Genomic DNA, 16,300 nt, shown 5'->3' with positions numbered 1-16,300 from the left:
GTCAGGCTCTGGAAACATGCCGGGTGCGCGGCAATTCACCGGTCGGCTGCAAAGAGCCCGCAGCCGGAACGCGGGAAGCGCCGATGCGGTCCATGATCTCAAGGATGTCGGCTGGCGAGGTGTTGGCGGCAAGCGGCTGCCGTGCCTGGCCGCTCTCGATGGCGGTTATGGCTGCCTTGAAGTGCTGTGAAAAATCGGCCGATGTCGAAAAGGCCTGTCCGGCGCCCGTCTTTACAACATGGCGCAGGACAGCGGCTTCCTGCGGCAGCGCCAGGCTCGTGTCGAGCAGCATGGACAGGCCGAGCGCCATGGCTTCGCTGGTGCTGCCCGGCCCGGGTTTGCCGATAAAAAGATCACTGGCGGAAAGATACTGCGCAACCTTGTCGGTAAATCCGAGCACCTGGACCGGATACGGCAGGTCCATGGTGCGCAGTTCGCCTGCAAGCGCTTCGTTCCGGCCACAAAGAAACACCACCTGGGCAGTGTGCGGAACGTCTCGCATTGCCTTGGCCAGTTCGAGCATGCGCATGCTGCCCTGGGCGCCGTATAGCACGGTCACGACCGGCCTGGCAGGATCAAGGTTCAGCGCCTGCTTGCTGGCACGCTCCGCCGGGTTGGTGAACTCCGGCCGGATCAGCAGGCCGCCCATCGCATGGACCTTGCCGGCAAGCTTCGGCAGTTTTTCAGCATTGCGCAAGGCGTCCTGCGTGCCGCAAATCGCGTGATAGTCAGCCCGGTTGGGAAACCAGACGCCCCTTGCCAGTTCCGCCCAGTCGGTGATCATCACCGCGCCTTCGGGCAGCAGACCGTCGGTTATGGTGGCGCGGTAGCGTTTCAGCGCCTCCAGCATCACCCGGTTTCCCAGCGGCATCACCGAAAGCACAACGTCCGGGCGGATGTCTTCGAAATGCCGGGCAAGGATGCTGATGGCCGGCCTTTCGCAGAACACGTAGTTCAGGCGGAGGGCAGCATAAAAGAGCCAGCAGGTGAGACCCGTGCGCCCCTGCCGCAAGATGACCTCGTTGTAGATGTTCTCGCCTGTACGCGAGCCGAAGCGGCTGAACAGGTCGAGATGAGGGATCAACGTGGTATAGGGGTTTATCAGGCTGACCCTGTATCTGCCGGACCCTTCGAGACATGCTTTGAGGGCGAAGGCGCTGGCCCTGTGGCCACCGCCTGCGTCCGTATAGATCACTGCCACATGGACGGGATCCGTCATGCACCACCTTCCGGGGCCGCACCGGCCGTGGACGTGCCGGATTTTGGCAGAACCAGATGCTCCCGGGTCATCGGCACGTCGTTGTTCAGCCCCTTGGTCATCAGCAGATGGTACAGCCGGTTGTCGCCCCAACTGAAGGAGGAACTTGCCACTTCCAGATAAAGCCGGAAGCTTCTGACGAAGGTGTCGTCATACATCTCGCGGATACGGTCGATGTTGGCGTCGAAATTCGCGAGCCAGTATTTGACCGTCGGCGGATAATGCAGCCGGATATTCTCAAGGTCGATCATGTAGAGATCATTCTTGCCGGCGGCCTCGACCATTGTCGTCAGCGGCGATGCCTGCGTACCAGGGAAGATGTATTTGTCGATCCAGGGGTCGATCGGCCGGGGGATCTCGTTGCCGATCGTGTGGACGAAGGCAAGACCCTGCGGCTTGAGGATATGGGCGATCCGCTCGAACACCGGTGCGATCTGGGCATTGCCCATGTGCTCGACCATGCCGATCGAGGCAACCTTGTCGTAAAGGCCGTCCGCTTCGCGGGCGTCCTTCAGGCGGATCTCGATCTTGTCGGAGAGGCCCCGCTCGGCAATCTTCCGGACCGCATAGTCGCGCTGTTCCGCCGAAATGGTGAAGCCGACACCCGTGATGCCGTAGTTTTCTGCGGCATACATCAGAAAGCCGCCCCAGCCGCAGCCGAGATCGGCAATATGTTCGCCCGGCTTCAGGCACAGCTTGCGGCAGACCAGCTCCAGCTTGTTGTTCTGCGCTTCATCCAGCGTGTTGTCGGGCGAGGTGAAATAGGCACAGGTGTAGATCATGCCCTTCCCGAGCAGGATCTCGTAAAAATCGTTGCCGATGTCGTAGCTGAAGGAAATGTTCTCGCGCGAGCGGGCAATGGTGTTGCGTGCGCGCAGAAAATGAAACGCCAGCTTGAGCCGCAGCATCAACGACATGGGCCGTTCCGCGAAATCGATGGCAAAGCCCAGGTAGAAGAGCTTCTTGATGTCGCCTTCCACCTCGATATCACCCAGCATGTAGCTCTCGCCAAAGCCCATGAAGGCATCCGACAGCACCCTGGAAAGTGCCCGTTCGTTCTTGAAATGCAGGATGAACTCCGGCTCGGTCCCGATGGAGAAGCCGGTTCCGTCCCAATAGCGAACCTCGAACTGTGCGTCAGGAGAAGCCGCAGACATGGCTTCTGCGAGCTGGCGGATAACGTCTTTCATCGGTGGGCTTTCTGAATCAACGAAGAGAATTGGCAGGACGGCGTTTGGGCCCGCTGATCGCAGTCCAAATCGAAATGATGCTGTCCCTGTACTCCGGCATGGTCCGCTTCAGCTCGTCATGGAGCGCGGGCAGATTGTGATAGGGAACACCGGGGTACATGTGATGTGCTGTGTGATAGCGAAAGCCCACGGGCTGCACGATCAGAGCCAGGGGCGACTCTATCGTGAAACTGTCGATCATCTGGTCTTCCCGGCCGGAGGTTTCGGCCAGGCGTTCCAGTTCATGTTCCAGCGGAATGCGCGCGGTCAGAAGCGTCCATCCCAGAACCAGCACCGCATAATAGAAAGGCAGAGCGCCGGGGAAGAAGACGATTGCGGCCAGAAAGAGCACCAGCGTAACCCGGGCGTGCCGGCTGACTTCCACCTGCTGTTCGGGCGTCAACGACGAGCTCAGCGAAAAGCCGAGTTTCTCTGTCGCCCAGCGGTCGAGCGCGGCTTCCAGACGGAAGGCGCCGAACGCGGCGGTTATCGTCATCAGAAGATTGGTGAAAGGCACCACGAAGGGGATGACCAGCAGAACCATGGCCATGGCAAACGGATTGCCGCGCACGAGCGGGTATTGCGGATCTTCAGGCGTTCCGAAGATGCCGAGCCGGTGATGGGCCAGATGCGGCAACTGGAACCGCAACGGCGGCACCATGACAACGAGCGCCACCGTCCAGGTGTAGAATGCCCGGAAGCCGCGCAGCTTCTCGTCCTTGATATGAACGATCTCGTGACAGAAAAGGCCCGCGCGGTGCAGGCCGAAGGTCGCCAGCAGCCAGGGCAGGATTACCATCGGCCAGGAAGCGTTCACACCCCAAACGAAGCCGACAACAAAGAGCGCCAGGTAAATACCGAAATCGCGAAAATAGATGGCTGGTCGAGGTATGAAATAGTCACGCGCAATCATGTCGTTCCAACCTGGTGCGATAGGGTCGAGGCAGCAGCACTAGCTTACGCTGGCGTCTCAGATCAAGCCTGTATTGAACGCTGCGACACCCATCATGTAATGAATGAGTATCACGCCGGCGATGTTCTGGTGTCTGATGTAGATCCAGCCGAAAATAAATCCGGTGCCAATGGTCATCAGCACGGCAGGAATGCCGAAATGCAGGTGAAACATTCCGAACAACACCGAGGCCAGCAGAACCGAGCGCCATTTGCCCTTGTCGCCCAGAAACCGCTGGAAGGAAGACTGCAGAAAGCCTCTGGCGATGATTTCCTGCAGGGCGCTGTGAAGAAAATAGCTCAGGGTCCCCAGCAGATTGAACGGCAATGGTTTGCCAGGTAGCGCGTCGAAGGATTTGAGCACCGCCGCCAGACCCCATGCAAAGATGCAGAGCCCGACTGAAATGACCGCGCCTTCGATCAGGGATTTCTTCAGACCGACAGTGGTTATCCCGAGCGACGCGACCGAAATGCCCATGTGGCGGATGACGAACAGGCTGGGAACCAGCAGGATGGCGAGATACTGCCAGGCGAAGACCTCGGTGTAGACATCCACATGGACGATGGTGCGGGCCAGCACGTTGTTCACCAGCGTGCCGATGGACATCATGATCAGCGAGTAGACGAAGAACTTGCCGAACTGTTGCTGTTCGTTCCTGAGGTCCAGTTCGCGCTGCAGGGCCGCCACGTGCTCCTGCGTGGAGGCGCGCATGCGCCGGGTGACGAAGGAGGCGAGCGCTCCCTTGAACTCGGCTAGACTGGCTTGCCCGTCGGCAAGCTCAAGAATCCGATTCGGCTCGATTTCAAGCACGATGCCGTCTGTTTCCGCGCGCACCGTCGCCGAACGTGGTTCGCCGTCCAGAAGAGCCATTTCGCCGAAGGGCTGCCCGGGACCGATTTCCGCAACACGGTGGTCTGCGGCCGTCTCTCCCCCCTTGCGGTAGATGCCGAATGTGCCTTCCAGCACGATGTAGAGTGCGTCGTTGCACTCTCCCTCGACGATGACATCCTCATGCGCTGCGACAGGAACCTTGCGTGAGGCTGCCTGTACCGCGTCGGCAACCCGCTGCGGCATGAACTCCGTCATCTTCCGGAAGATCGCCTGAAGATCGTCCGTTTCGCGGGTTTTTTCTTCAACCGGAATGGAAGCGCTGTGCATGCGGTTACCCTACCTCGTGGTCCTGAACCAGCGGCCGCCGAAATACAAAAGCACGACGATCGGCATCAGCAGAACATGGTAGCTGCCATAAAGGCCGAGGCCCCAGAAGCCCGGGCTTTGCATCAGGATCATCGCGGAGACGCCCAGTGTCAGCAGAATGCCGGCGATCATCACCAGCGTGCCCCTGTTCTGGCGGAACCGGAAGATGCTGAGCACAAGCAGGAAAACAAGACCGACGGAGTAATAGAGGATGACCGACAGAAAATCGTCGGAGGTCAGGATCATGAAGACCGGCCAGAGCGCGCCCAGGGCACCGGCAGCCACAAACCCCTGACGCAGAGGTGGGGACAAATACTGAAAGCTGGCCGCGACGATCATGCTGAGACTGCCCAGGACAATGACGATCCGGGTGACGATCACGAACGGGCGGTGCCCTTCGTGGCCGATGGCTTCAAAGAAGCCGTGATCAATCGCGCCCAGCATCGAGGCCAGCCCGATCAGGGCCAGTGTCAGCGCCCAGATCCAGGCAGGAGAGAACGGCTGAAGGCCAGGGCGAAAGCTGAGGCCGGCGAGGAAAAACAGCTCGCACGCCAGGATCACGTCTGTCAGGGCGGAAAAGGCTAGTTCGGAAAGCAACGGAATACTCGTGGTTGGTGCCAATCTGGCCGGGAGGCGGCTGGCGGTCTGTGGTCTGATGGCGCCGGTTGGCCGCAATGATCGGCCGTCAGCATTGAGATTATGTTAAGCGGCCTGCCGCTCCGGGATGCAGAGTCTTGCGGTTCACGGCAGCGCCTTGTTCGGTGCTGGCACCGGTCTTTTGCCGTTGACCCAGGATTTCAAGGCACGTTCCGCCGGCATTTCGTAAACCTTGTAGAGGAAGACCGAAAACGCGGCGGTGATGCACAGCGAAACCGGAAAGAAAACGACATCCGCCGGGATGGCCGGCCGCAGGAAGATGTTCATCAGATGGAGCGACGGCTGGTGGACCAGGTAGAAGGCGAAAGAAGCGTTGCCGAGCAGCACGAGCGGGCGGGTTGCAAACACCCGGGTAAGTGCCGCGCCTTCCGTCAGGTGTGCAAAGAAGAACAGGGTGATCACCGGAAGAAAGAACAGGGAGTAGCGGAACGGGTCCGGCACGTCCGGGGCCAGCCACATGGTCAGGAACAGCAGAAGATAGCTGAGTGGCTGCACCATGCCGGGCAGCCGGACACCGCGGCGCCAGACCTCGTGCAGCAGCATGCCGACCAGAAACTCCAGGATGCGGAAGCCCGGAAAGACATAGAACAGCCAATGGGAGAACGGGTATTTGCCGAAGAAGATCACCTCGCCCAGGAAAAGCTGAACGAGAACAGCGGAAATAAACACCACAAGGCCGAGCCCCAGCGTCAAAGCAAGAAGCTTGCGCGGTGAAAAGGTGACCAGGGCGAAGAAGCACAGATAGAAGAACATCTCGTCCGACAGAGACCAGGAGGGCGCGTTCAGAGAAAAATAGATCGACGAGACGGGAACCCAGCTCTGCAGATAGGTCAGGTTCAGGACCGTCTTGATGACGCTGAATTCCTCGGAGTAGATCGCCTCGACCTGCATGATCGAGAAGTAGAGAAACGGCAGGCCCGTGAGGAAATGCAGGGGCGTCAGGCGGGCAATCCGGAGCAGGAAGTATTTGCGGAAGGAAATCGTGCCGGCAAGGATCCTCGTCTTGTAGGACTGCGTCAGCACGAAGCCGGACAGGATGAAGAAGAACGAGACGCCGACGTAGCCCTGCTCGGCGATGGTCTTGACGAAATCGCCGCTCGTATCCCAGCGGAAATGCACTCCGAAGACCAGCAAGGCTGCGAAAAAGCGCAGTCCGGTCAATTGTTCCAGTCGGACTTTTGCCCCGCCGCCGGTTACATTCATGCGCACATTCCCCCTTTACTCATGGTCAATAAAGACCCTGGAGCCCGGCTTATCTATGCTGGCGCTGATTTATTATGGGTAAATCTTCTGAAATGGCTGGTCCGGCGGGATCGTGTGCCGTTGGACCTTCAAGAGGCACTCTGACTCCTCACCCAGTCCCAGGTTTCCCGGATGCCGCGGTGAAGCGGTACGGTGGGCAGCCAGTCGAATGTCGCCTGTGCCTTGGCGATGTCCAGAACCACTCGTGGCACGTCGAAGTTCCGGCCCGGCTTGTAGACCGGTTGCACGGGGTGGCCCGTGGTCTGGCTGATGATCTCGACGATTTGTGAAATGGACGTGCCTACGCCACTTCCGGCATTGAAGCTGCCGGAAGCGTTCGAGACCAGAGCGCGGTGACAAAGGTCGGCAACATCCTCGACGTGAACGAAGTCGCGCACGATGCTGCCGTCGCCCCAGATTTCGATGGGTTCATCATCCGACACCTTCCGCAGGTAGGTTCCGATCACGCCAAGCAGACCGACCTGCGCCTGGCGCGGTCCATAGATGTTCGCCGGCCTCAGCGCGGCGAACTCCAGCCCGTGGAGCTGTTGTTCCATGCGCAGGTACTGTTCGATCGCTGCCTTGACGATGCCGTAGGAGGAGATCGGGTTCAGCGGGTGGTCCTCCGGCACCGGGTCCTTCGCCGGAATACCGTAAACCGTGCCGCCGGAGGAGAAGAAGACCAGTTTTCGCGTACCGCTGGCCCGCATGGCCTCCAGAAGACGCACCGTTGGAATGAGGTTGCCGGCGATATCCGCCGCCGGATCGAGGTTCGATGTCGAGGGAACGGTCGTGCTGGCCAGATGCACCACGGCGTCCACACCGGCCAGAGCACCGGCAAGCCGGTGATGATCGGACAGATCCTGAAACACGTAGTCGACGCCGGGAAGCGGTGGCCGGTAGAGTTCCGGCCGTGTGTCCATGACCCGCACCGACAGGCCTTCCTGCAGGCACTTGTCCACCACGTGAGAGCCGATGAACCCGCAGCCGCCGATCACAAGAACTTTCAAGTCAGACCTCTTCGAAATCGGCTTTTAAAAGTGATCCGGACTTTAGAGCGGGCGTGGGGCAATTTGTAAATGGTGTGCTGCCTTTAGGGCGGCGGCACCAGCCGGAAAGTGGTGGGCTAAAGAAACCGGCCGTTTTCACCAGGGCAGCTGGTCTCAAGACCACGCAGCCGGTGTTCCCGAAATGCGCAGGGTCAGGATTTGTCGCTGGCCATGATCTTCTTCAGTTCGGGCAGGAAGACGTTCTGGTAGGTTTCACTGCTCAGCGGGCCGATGAACTTGTACCGGATCATGCCGTCCCCATCGATGACGAAGGTTTCCGGCACACCGTAGACCCCCCATTCGATGGCCGTGCGGCCGGCGGTATCGGCGCCGACGCGCTGATAGGGATTGCCGAGGCTGCCCAGAAACCGGCGCGCGTTTTCCGGCTTGTCCTTGTAGTTGATGCCGAGAAGCTGAATGCCCTCGACCTTGGCCAGGTCTTCCAGAAGCGGGTGTTCCTGGCGGCAGGGCACGCACCAGGAGGCAAACACGTTGACGACCGAAATCTTGCCGCTGAGATCCTGGCGGGAAAATCCGGGAACAGCAGTGTGGCCCTCGGTCAGGCCTTCGACCGGCGGCAGGTCGAATTCCGGCGCCGGTTTGTTGATCAGCGCGGAGGGAATTTTCTGCGGGTCGCCGCCAAGGGTCAGCTTAAACAGGAACAGGGCGGCAAGGCCGGCGAACACCACCAGCGGCAGCAGCACCAGAACCGGGAACCCGCGTTTTGCGGTTCGCGGTTCGGCTTGTCCGGCACCGGTATCGTGGGACGTCATGAGCTTGTTTTTCCTTCGCCGGCCGGCCGGGCGCGCGAGATGCCCCGGGCAGCCAGGTCCTTGAGGGCTTTTTCCTGCTGGGCCTTGTCGATGCGCACCCAGGCGATCAGGCCGAGGACTGTCAGAAGACAAAGGCCGTAGGAAGCCCAGATGAAACCAGCGTGTGGGCCTAGATCCATGAGACTTACTCCGCAGGCTGTGCCGTGGCAGCCGCCGTGCCCGGCTGGGCGGCGCTGGCGGCGCGCAGGCGCAGGGCACGCACGCGGCGGCGCAGGATTTCGTTGCGCATCGCCATCAGGTGCAGCACGAAGAACAGCAGCGTAAAGGCAATCGCCATGACCAGCAGCGGCCAGAGGATATCCGGGTGAATGGTCGGGCCGTCCATGCGCATGACGCTCGCCGGCTGATGCAGCGTGTTCCACCAGTCGACCGAGAACTTGATGATCGGCAGGTTCAGCGCGCCGACAAGTGTCAGAATGGCTGCCGCCTTGCCGGCCTTGATCGGGTCTTCCATCGTGCGCCAAAGCGTCATCAGACCCAGGTACATGATGAAGAGAACAAGAACCGAGGTCAGCCGGGCGTCCCATACCCAGTAGGTGCCCCACATGGGCTTGCCCCAGAGCGATCCCGTCACCAGCGCCATGAAGGTGAAGGCCGCGCCGATGGGAGCCGCGCTCTTGGCGGAAACATCCGCCAGCGGGTGCTTCCACACGAGGGTTCCCAGAGAAGACAACGCCATGACGGAGTAGCACATCATGCTGAGCCAGGCGGCCGGCACGTGGATATACATGATACGCACCGTGTCGCCCTGCTGATAGTCCTCCGGCGCGACGAAGAAACTCATGTAGAGCCCGGCGGCGAACGCGATAACGCACAGGCCGATGAGCCAGGGCAGAACCACCTGCACCAGCCTCAAAAACCGCGTCGGATTTGCATAATCCCAAATTGCCATAGAACCGTTCTAATCGAGAGCGTTGCGCGCTTCAATGGACGAGTATGCCGCAGTGCGCATTGCGCGGTGTCAAGTCCATGCACAAATCCATGTCCACGCGGGGCCAATTACGAGTTGTGTTTGCGGCCAATGGTGGTAATGGGGTCTACCGGCTTCACCTTCAAGGACCTCACCATGCCGGATTTTTCCACGCTTCTCATATTCGCCGCAGCCTCGCTGGTTCTGACCGCGACACCCGGACCCGACATGCTGCTCATTGCTTCGCGCAGCATCAGCCAGGGAAAGTCCGCGGGCTTCCTGACCTACGCCGGCATCGCGCTGGGCACCTATTGTCATGCGCTTGCGGCGGCCATGGGCCTGTCACAGCTTCTGACGACAGTGCCGGCCGCCTATGAGGCGATTCGCTGGGCAGGATGCGCCTACCTGCTTTACCTCGCCTGGAAGGCGCTGCGGTCGCAAGGCGCGGGCCTTGAACCGGTGACTGGCCTGAGACGTCTCAGCCACCGGCGTATCTTTCTCGAGGGCCTGGCAACCAATCTTCTCAATCCGAAGATGGCGCTCTTCGTGCTGGCTCTTTTTCCGCAGTTCATTTCCGCCGACGGCGGCTCGCTGACCGTTCAGATGCTGGTTCTGGCGTCCGTCATCAACGGCATCGGTTTTCTGGTGAACGGTTCCGTCGTCCTGCTCGGCGGCCATATCCGCAGCCGTCTTTCCGGTCTCGTGCGGTTTCCGCGTCTGCCGCAATATCTGCTGGCAGGCGTCTTCGCCGGCCTTGCCTGCCGTCTTGCCCTGAGCGGACGCAACTAGGGTGTGGCCCCATAAATGAAACCATTTCATCTTCATTTATGGATCCACACCCTAAGCGATTTCAATCGCCTGCGAACCTGAGCGCGGCGGCGGCGGCAAGAGGGCCGATCACCGCTGCGATCAGGGACAGCGCACACAGGATGAGGAACGGCGTCAGGAACGGTACGGGGTCATGAATGGCGGCGTCCGCGGCGCTGACGCCGAAAATCAGCACGGGAATGGCCAGCGGTATCACCAGCACGGCCAGCAGCAGGCCGCCCCGGCGCAGGGAGACAGTGAGGGCCGCGCCGATGGCACCGATCAGCGTCAGGGCAGGCGTGCCGACCAGCAGCGTCAGCGTGACGGCTCCCGTTGCGACAGGGTCGAGATTGAGAAAGATGCCAAGCAAGGGCGCGGCGATCACCAGCGGTAGGCCCGTTGCCACCCAATGGGCCAGGCACTTGATCAGCACCAGAAGTTCCAGTGGCCGCCCGGCCATCAGCATCAGATCCAGCGTGCCGTCCTCCCGGTCGGCCTGAAACAGCCGGTCCAGACCCAGCAGGGTCGCCAGGAGCGCACCGATCCACAAGATGGCGGGGCCGATGCGGGAGAGAAGGTTCAGATCCGGACCGACGCCGAAGGGAATGACGGTGACAACCGCCAGGAAAAACAGGACGCCGACCAGCGCGCTGCCGCCAACGCGCACCGACAACCGAAGATCCCGACGAAACAGCACTGCAGCCCAGGAACTCATGCGGGCAGATCCTCCTCGTGCGGGGAAACGGGATCTGCGGTGCGCAGATGCAGGATCCTGGTGTTGACGAGTGCCAGATCGGTGTGGGTTGCGGTCACGATCAGGCCGCCGGCCGCCAGATGTCCGTTCATAAGCTCCAGAAGCTGGCCTTCCGAAGCCTTGTCGAGGGCCGATGTCGGCTCGTCCATCAGCCAGATCGGGCGCGGGGTCACCAGTAGCCGGGCAAGGGCCAGCCGCCTGGTCTGGCCGGCCGACAGAAACCCCGCCGGCAGGTCAATCGTGTGTCCGATGCCGAGGAGATCGAGCGCGGCCTCGGGCGACAGCGCGGCAGCCCGGTAGGCCGGTGTCGTGACCGGTGAGGTGAAGCCTTGCCAGAACGACAGGTTTTCCAGCACCGAAAGCGCTGCCTTGACCGCGTTCTGATGGCCGAAATAGTGGGCATGTTCGGCTGGCACCCGGTCATCGATACCGTCTTCCAGCCGCAAGGTTCCGCCGGCGAGGGCAACCAGGCCCGCCAGCGAGCGCAGCAAGGAGGACTTGCCGATGCCGTTCGCACCCGTCACGACCAGCGCGGTGCCGGACGGAAGCTCAAAGGAGAGATCCTGAAACACCCGGCGTCCGCCACGGTCGATGGTCAGGTTTTCGGCAATGAGTTTCAGGGGAACACTCCGGCGGCTGGTTGGGTTGAACCTTGTTAGTTGGCTGCCCTGTTATGATGCAAGGAAAATTCCCCGCCTTGTCCTTGCTCAAAGACAAGACACCCGGGGCAGGCCCCGGGTGTTTGCTGTCCAGACCCGCTCGCTGGACGAATTTGGAGACGCAAGGCGGATAAGCCCGGCGTTGCAACGCGATCAGTCGAAGACGGCTGCGATCTGGTCGACGCTGACGCCTTCCTTGATTTCGCGCAGGCGTGCATAGATCAGCGCGACAAGGATACTGATGAAGCCCGCACCAACGGTGGAAATTGCGGCAAACAGGATGACGCCGATAACCATGCCGATGCTGCCGGCGCTGGCCACGAGACCGACGACGAACAGGGCAACGATGTTGATGATGCTGGCGCAGATGATGGCCAGAACCAGCGCGCCCAGGATCGGCCAGCGGTATTCCTTGGTGAGGTGCTTGCTGCGGCCGAGGCCGCTGAAGCCGGCGCGTTCGATCACGACGGCCGGTGCCATGACGGCAAATACCGCATAAACCCACAGGCCCGGAACGATCAGCAGGACCAGTCCGATACCGACCAGGATCGAGACGACGATCGTCAGGACGGCCAGCGGCACAACGGAACTCAGGGCCGGGCCGAAATAGCGGCCGAGACGCACCGGACGCGACAGCTTGGCGTCATAGGCGAGCTGAACCAGAAGGGCGGTTGTGATGGAGTAGACCACCATGCTGACCAGGATCGACAGGACGTTGGCAACCACGCTGCCAGGTCCGGTAAACTCCTGCGGCTGGACACCAAGCGCCGTGCCGAAGCCGATCAGAAGACCGGAAATCAGAAAGCCGATCAGGTTCGGCACGAAGCCGACGATGACAACCTGGATGAAATGCCTGAAGAGGATAGAGAAACTCTCGCCGATAATGGAGCCAACGCCCAGGGAGGCAGTGGGTTGGCTAATGGTCGTGTCGGTCATTCAATTGCTCCGTAATCTTCCAATAGTTTTTTCAAAAGCGGGTATTCAAATTCAGCTCATATGCCAACAAGTGAAGCTCGCCAAGCGGGGCGAAAATTATCTGCCGGAGGCTATGGACTGTCCGAAAACCGTGAATCTCTGATTGCGCAAACATCATGTCCGCCTTCCGACGAAGACGTACCGCCTTGCGGTTATCCACCATAAATCCATCTGTCGCAGCCCTCAAGCGGGCTCGGACGCGGAAGCCGAGCCTCCTGACACTCAGTCGAAGACGTCGGCCACCTGGTCGACACTGATGCCTTCCTTGATTTCGCGTAAGCGTGCGTAGACCAGTGAGGCGAGAATTGCCAAAGGGCCGCTGGCCAGTGCGTTGGTTGCGGCAAAGACGGGCAGGGCCCAGGCGGTATGTCCCTGCCTTGCGAGAAACTCCACGGGCAGGGCGCCGGCAAGTGCAATGGCAAACGAGCAGAGCCAAACCGGCAGCACGGCTCCTGCAATCTGCCAGCGGTAGGTTTTCGTCAGCGACCAGGAGCGCTTCAGTCCGCCGAAACCGGTCCGCTCAATGACAACAGCGGGCGCAAGAACCAGAAAGACCGAACATCCCCACAGCGCAAGAAAGGGCAGAACCCCGAGCGTCATGAGCGAGATGACGATCGTATCAAAATAGACGGCGGTGATGATCGGCGGCAGGGCAGTCAGAACGAAGACGATGAGCAGCAGGCTGTTTTGCAGGAAGATCGCCGGGCTCGCCTTCAAGGCCGGCAGAAGATAGCGGGCAATCGAGACGGGCCGGTTCAGCCTCACGTCATAGGTCAGTTGCGCAAGACATGCCGCGGTCATGGCAAACACGAGAACGTCGACGCAGGCCGTGACAAGATCCCTCAGCCCGGCCAGATCGCTGGCATCATCGGATTCCAGATTGAGCGCTGCGTCGATGCCGACCATCGACCACGCCAGAAAAGCTCCGAGCAGGCTTGTCACGAAGCCGACCAGGAGCACGGGCAGAAGCTGCCGGAGCATGATCGAAAAACTGCTTCCAATCAGCGAGCCAATGCCGAGTGGCTGCCGGGTAGATTGCTCCCGCGTGCCCCCGGTCGTCTGGCTCACCCGGTCGCGGAAATAGGCTCTGAGCGCTTGATTGTCTTGTTTCTGCAAACTGACTGGTCCACTGGGGGCTGGAAATGCGCAGCGTCAGGCGGCGCGGCTAACGTTCCTCGCCAGACTGGGCGTAGTGCTTGTTTTCCCGCTTGTCACCGAAGAGCTGGCGTTGCTCGAGATGTTCCCGCTGGGCGTTGTAGAACGCCTGAAGGAACGGCAGCCGGTCCACCGGGGGCACCGGTGCGGCATAACCGATCTTCTTGCGGATCTTTTCCACGATGGCTTCCAGCGTGGCGTTGCGCTGGCGGGCCGCTTCGGCTCCGGACGGTGTGTTCTGGCCGCGCAGCAGGGATTCCAGCGTCTGCAGTTCGAAGGCGCCGTAATGGTCGAGCTGGTGCGACAGGAAGACGAATTTCTTGCGTGTCGTCCCGATCGGGACCGTCTCGCTGGCCAGATCCTTCAGAAGCACCGGCACGGGCAGGTGGATCACATGGGTGCCGGCCATCATGTCGCCCAGCCTGCGCCGGTAGCGGTTGAACAGCGGTATCATCAGCGCCATGGTGACCCAGGCAAAGGCCGCGAGCGAGGCGAGCGGCGTTGCCGAATCCAGCGTCAGCAGCAGCGTTCCAGGCAGAAAGATCTCCGCTTCCTTCATCAGGTTGCGAAGGACAAGCGCGCGAGCGGTCAGCGGTCCGCCGTCATGGGAGACCACCTTGATCTTCATCAGGCGCTTGCCGATGGTCTGACCGTTCCAGGCCAGCTCTGACATGACGTAGTAGGGAACGCGGATCAGAAAGAACAGCAGGGCGCCGATGGCCACCAGCGTCTGCGGCGAAGTCAGGTCCAGGAGGCCAAGCAGGATCAGCACGCAGATTGCGGCAATCGCGGTCAACACGATATCGGTGAGCTGGGCCGCGAAGCGCACACCAACGCCTGCTATGGGCAGTGTCAGCGGCACGCCTTCCGGCGGCACAAGCGTTGAAGGGGAGGGCCTGTCGGGTTTGACCCGTTTCCAGAAGCGCACCCTCATCGCCGGCTCCGCCCGCCCAGGAGGAACCACGACAGCCAGAGCGCACCGATGCCCCAGCCGATGATCAGCCGGGCCTCAAGGTCCTGCACCAGTTGCCGGCCGAAGCCTTCCAGAAGTGCGGCTGCCACCAGCATGATCGCCGCGACAATGGCCAGTTTCACCGCATCGCGCCCGGCTTCCCTGAGGGCCACGCTGCGCGATCTGTTGCCGGGAAACAGCACTGCGGTCCCCAGTTGAAGGCCGCCGCCGCAGGCGATGCAGATGGCCGAGATTTCGGTCACGCCGTGGATCGACAGCCAGCCGGCAAGGTCGAGGCCGAGCCCCCGGTCGACGTGAAGGGCCAGAAAGGCACCAAGAGACAGGCCGTTGTAGAACGTCAGCAAGATAGCGGGTGCGCAGGCAAAGACGCCAAGTCCGAAAACGAAGATCGCGATGCGGGTGTTGTGGGAAAACAGATAGGTCGCAAATGCACCTAGCCCGCTTGCCTGATCGTCGCCGTAGATCACGGATCGCAAGGATTCCGTGGTCGCGTCCGGACCTCTGCCCCCGGCAAGTTCGGCCGGCATCATCACGTAGAACCAGTCGTTGTTCTCGAAATAGAGCAGGTAGCCCGTCAGGGCGCCGAGGCCCATGCACAGGAACCCGAGCAGGATATAGAACCAGGACCGGCGCATGGCCCTTGGCGCGCCTTCCTTCAGGAAACGCTCCAGCAGCCCGCCGAGCCGTTCCTGCGGGGCATAGACGCAGAGATACGCACGGGCCGTGAGCGCTTCCAGATAGCCGAGCAGGGCTTTGTCGAGTGAGATTTCGCGGGCAATCGCCAACGAGGTCGTCGCCTGCCGGTAAAGCGAGGCAAGATCCCGGGTCTCCGCAAATTCCATGTGCTGAAGGCCGCGGCCTTCCGCCTTGCGGACCAGGGTTTCCAGTCTCTGCCAGTCGGCTTCCCGTTCCTTGCGGAACCGGGCGGAGCGCATCAGATCCTGTGTGTCCATCAGATCAGCTCCCGGGCCTTGATTTCGAGATAGGCGGAAATCAGCCGCGAGGTCACGGCATTCGGTTTGGCGTCAACAATGGTGACACCCAGTCGGGACAGTTTTTCAAACACAAGGCGGCGTTCGTTGAGGGCCTGATTGGCCGCCACAAGCCGGGCCGCGCCATCGAGATCGCCCGGAGCCGTTTCCACGAACTGTTCCAGGTCCGGATCGCGGATGGCAACGAAAATCAGGAGATGCCGTTTGGCCAGGATGCCGATGTTTTCCACCAGCAGTTCGGCCGATGTGGTGTCGACGAAATCGGTGAAGATGATCAGCAGGCTGCGCTTGGGCGTGCGTGCGTTGAGTTCGGTCAGGGCCAGGGTGTGGTTGGTTTCGCGGCTGACATAGGAAAGCTCCGCCGTCCAGCTCCGCAGGCGCGCAAAGGCCGTGCGGCCCGCGGTGGGTGCGGAGAAGGTGCGCGGTTTGACGTCGTAGGAATAATAGCCGACCAGATCGCCGCCGATGGCGGCCGCCCAGGCAGTCGCGAGCGCGGCGGTCACGGCGTGATCGATCTTCGGCAGGCCACCGATCTCCTCCCGCATCAGGTAACCGTTGTCGAGTGCGACGATGACATGATGGTTGCGCTCGGCGCGCAATTCCTTGGCACGAGAGAGCGGCGCCGGGCGGAGCGTTTCCAGTCGATGGTCTTGATGTC

Annotated in this window: 18 protein-coding genes; 1 reads left to right on the top strand and 17 read right to left on the bottom strand. The window is 61.1% G+C overall.

Translation table 11 applies throughout. The features are described from left to right. Position 1: 1 nt before the first annotated feature. The 10 genes from SIAM614_RS22625 to SIAM614_RS22580 form a co-directional block, all read right to left on the bottom strand. Entirely contained in the window at positions 2–1,219 is a 1,218-nt protein-coding gene (locus SIAM614_RS22625; RefSeq protein ID WP_006938233.1) for a glycosyltransferase, read from the bottom strand. Then, positions 1,216–2,448 carry an SAM-dependent methyltransferase gene (locus SIAM614_RS22620; RefSeq protein WP_006938232.1) on the bottom strand — a complete coding sequence of 411 codons (1,233 nt, stop codon included), beginning with the start codon at positions 2,446–2,448 and terminating at the stop codon, positions 1,216–1,218. Before SIAM614_RS22620 ends, SIAM614_RS22625 begins: the two co-directional genes overlap by 4 nt. 16 nt (positions 2,449–2,464) lie before the next feature. Then, positions 2,465–3,400, bottom strand: a complete 936-nt coding sequence (locus tag SIAM614_RS22615; RefSeq protein WP_006938231.1) for a fatty acid desaturase family protein — start codon at positions 3,398–3,400, stop codon at positions 2,465–2,467. Between the two features lie 57 nt (positions 3,401–3,457). Beyond that, on the bottom strand, positions 3,458–4,597 hold the full coding sequence (locus SIAM614_RS22610; protein ID WP_006938230.1) for a cyclic nucleotide-binding domain-containing protein: 1,140 nt from the start codon (positions 4,595–4,597) through the stop codon (positions 3,458–3,460). Between the two features lie 9 nt (positions 4,598–4,606). After that, entirely contained in the window at positions 4,607–5,233 is a 627-nt protein-coding gene (locus tag SIAM614_RS22605) for a DUF6962 family protein (RefSeq protein ID WP_006938222.1), read from the bottom strand. Between the two features lie 144 nt (positions 5,234–5,377). After that, positions 5,378–6,496 (bottom strand): acyltransferase family protein, encoded by a 1,119-nt coding sequence (locus SIAM614_RS30775; protein WP_006938221.1) that lies wholly within the window; start codon positions 6,494–6,496, stop codon positions 5,378–5,380. A 128-nt stretch (positions 6,497–6,624) separates the two neighbouring features. Beyond that, entirely contained in the window at positions 6,625–7,545 is a 921-nt protein-coding gene (locus SIAM614_RS22595) for an NAD-dependent epimerase/dehydratase family protein (RefSeq protein WP_006938211.1), read from the bottom strand. 191 nt (positions 7,546–7,736) lie between these two features. Beyond that, positions 7,737–8,357 (bottom strand): DsbE family thiol:disulfide interchange protein, encoded by a 621-nt coding sequence (locus SIAM614_RS22590; protein ID WP_006938210.1) that lies wholly within the window; start codon positions 8,355–8,357, stop codon positions 7,737–7,739. Next, a complete protein-coding gene (gene ccmD, locus SIAM614_RS22585; protein ID WP_006938209.1) occupies positions 8,354–8,536 on the bottom strand; it encodes a heme exporter protein CcmD in 183 nt (60 codons plus the stop codon). The genes SIAM614_RS22590 and ccmD overlap by 4 nt, the downstream gene beginning before the upstream one ends. A 5-nt stretch (positions 8,537–8,541) precedes the next feature. Further along, positions 8,542–9,309: a heme ABC transporter permease gene (locus SIAM614_RS22580; protein WP_006938208.1), complete on the bottom strand. Its 768-nt coding sequence runs from the start codon at positions 9,307–9,309 to the stop codon at positions 8,542–8,544. 174 nt (positions 9,310–9,483) lie between these two features. Here SIAM614_RS22580 and SIAM614_RS22575 point away from each other — a divergent pair, with 174 nt between their 5' ends. Then, positions 9,484–10,116: a LysE family translocator gene (locus SIAM614_RS22575; protein WP_040440916.1), complete on the top strand. Its 633-nt coding sequence runs from the start codon at positions 9,484–9,486 to the stop codon at positions 10,114–10,116. A gap of 61 nt (positions 10,117–10,177) precedes the next feature. Here the strand turns inward: SIAM614_RS22575 and ccmB are convergent, their stop codons facing one another. The 7 genes from ccmB to SIAM614_RS22540 form a co-directional block, all read right to left on the bottom strand. Further along, positions 10,178–10,849 (bottom strand): heme exporter protein CcmB, encoded by a 672-nt coding sequence (gene ccmB, locus SIAM614_RS22570; protein ID WP_006938206.1) that lies wholly within the window; start codon positions 10,847–10,849, stop codon positions 10,178–10,180. Further along, positions 10,846–11,499 (bottom strand): heme ABC exporter ATP-binding protein CcmA, encoded by a 654-nt coding sequence (ccmA, locus tag SIAM614_RS22565; RefSeq protein WP_324294005.1) that lies wholly within the window; start codon positions 11,497–11,499, stop codon positions 10,846–10,848. The genes ccmB and ccmA overlap by 4 nt, the downstream gene beginning before the upstream one ends. 201 nt (positions 11,500–11,700) lie before the next feature. Further along, positions 11,701–12,483, bottom strand: a complete 783-nt coding sequence (locus tag SIAM614_RS22560; RefSeq protein ID WP_006938204.1) for a hypothetical protein — start codon at positions 12,481–12,483, stop codon at positions 11,701–11,703. A 261-nt stretch (positions 12,484–12,744) separates the two neighbouring features. Further along, on the bottom strand, positions 12,745–13,638 hold the full coding sequence (locus SIAM614_RS30770) for a hypothetical protein (protein ID WP_006938202.1): 894 nt from the start codon (positions 13,636–13,638) through the stop codon (positions 12,745–12,747). 49 nt (positions 13,639–13,687) lie between these two features. Continuing rightward, positions 13,688–14,611 (bottom strand): RDD family protein, encoded by a 924-nt coding sequence (locus SIAM614_RS22550; RefSeq protein ID WP_006938201.1) that lies wholly within the window; start codon positions 14,609–14,611, stop codon positions 13,688–13,690. Further along, positions 14,608–15,603: a stage II sporulation protein M gene (locus SIAM614_RS22545; protein ID WP_006938200.1), complete on the bottom strand. Its 996-nt coding sequence runs from the start codon at positions 15,601–15,603 to the stop codon at positions 14,608–14,610. Before SIAM614_RS22545 ends, SIAM614_RS22550 begins: the two co-directional genes overlap by 4 nt. After that, the coding region (locus SIAM614_RS22540) for a DUF58 domain-containing protein (protein WP_006938199.1) at positions 15,603–16,300 on the bottom strand (698 nt) is incomplete at its 5' end. The genes SIAM614_RS22540 and SIAM614_RS22545, both read right to left, overlap by 1 nt.

Origin of the sequence: Roseibium aggregatum IAM 12614, from assembly GCF_000168975.1 — a bacterium.
GTDB lineage: Bacteria > Pseudomonadota > Alphaproteobacteria > Rhizobiales > Stappiaceae > Roseibium > Roseibium aggregatum.
Note: the sequence above shows the minus strand (reverse complement) of the source record. Positions and strands in the feature narration are given on the sequence as shown.

What these genes read in the sequence shown, in the direction of transcription:
- SIAM614_RS22625 (WP_006938233.1), bottom strand. Translation starts at nt 1,219, where the DNA reads ATGACGGATCCCGTCCATGTGGCAGTGATCTATACGGACGCAGGCGGT.
- SIAM614_RS22620 (WP_006938232.1), bottom strand. Translation starts at nt 2,448, where the DNA reads ATGAAAGACGTTATCCGCCAGCTCGCAGAAGCCATGTCTGCGGCTTCT.
- SIAM614_RS22615 (WP_006938231.1), bottom strand. Translation starts at nt 3,400, where the DNA reads ATGATTGCGCGTGACTATTTCATACCTCGACCAGCCATCTATTTTCGC.
- SIAM614_RS22610 (WP_006938230.1), bottom strand. Translation starts at nt 4,597, where the DNA reads ATGCACAGCGCTTCCATTCCGGTTGAAGAAAAAACCCGCGAAACGGAC.
- SIAM614_RS30775 (WP_006938221.1), bottom strand. Translation starts at nt 6,496, where the DNA reads ATGAATGTAACCGGCGGCGGGGCAAAAGTCCGACTGGAACAATTGACC.
- SIAM614_RS22590 (WP_006938210.1), bottom strand. Translation starts at nt 8,357, where the DNA reads ATGACGTCCCACGATACCGGTGCCGGACAAGCCGAACCGCGAACCGCA.
- ccmD (WP_006938209.1), bottom strand. Translation starts at nt 8,536, where the DNA reads ATGGATCTAGGCCCACACGCTGGTTTCATCTGGGCTTCCTACGGCCTT.
- SIAM614_RS22580 (WP_006938208.1), bottom strand. Translation starts at nt 9,309, where the DNA reads ATGGCAATTTGGGATTATGCAAATCCGACGCGGTTTTTGAGGCTGGTG.
- SIAM614_RS22575 (WP_040440916.1), top strand. Translation starts at nt 9,484, where the DNA reads ATGCCGGATTTTTCCACGCTTCTCATATTCGCCGCAGCCTCGCTGGTT.
- ccmB (WP_006938206.1), bottom strand. Translation starts at nt 10,849, where the DNA reads ATGAGTTCCTGGGCTGCAGTGCTGTTTCGTCGGGATCTTCGGTTGTCG.
- SIAM614_RS22560 (WP_006938204.1), bottom strand. Translation starts at nt 12,483, where the DNA reads ATGACCGACACGACCATTAGCCAACCCACTGCCTCCCTGGGCGTTGGC.
- SIAM614_RS22550 (WP_006938201.1), bottom strand. Translation starts at nt 14,611, where the DNA reads ATGAGGGTGCGCTTCTGGAAACGGGTCAAACCCGACAGGCCCTCCCCT.
- SIAM614_RS22545 (WP_006938200.1), bottom strand. Translation starts at nt 15,603, where the DNA reads ATGGACACACAGGATCTGATGCGCTCCGCCCGGTTCCGCAAGGAACGG.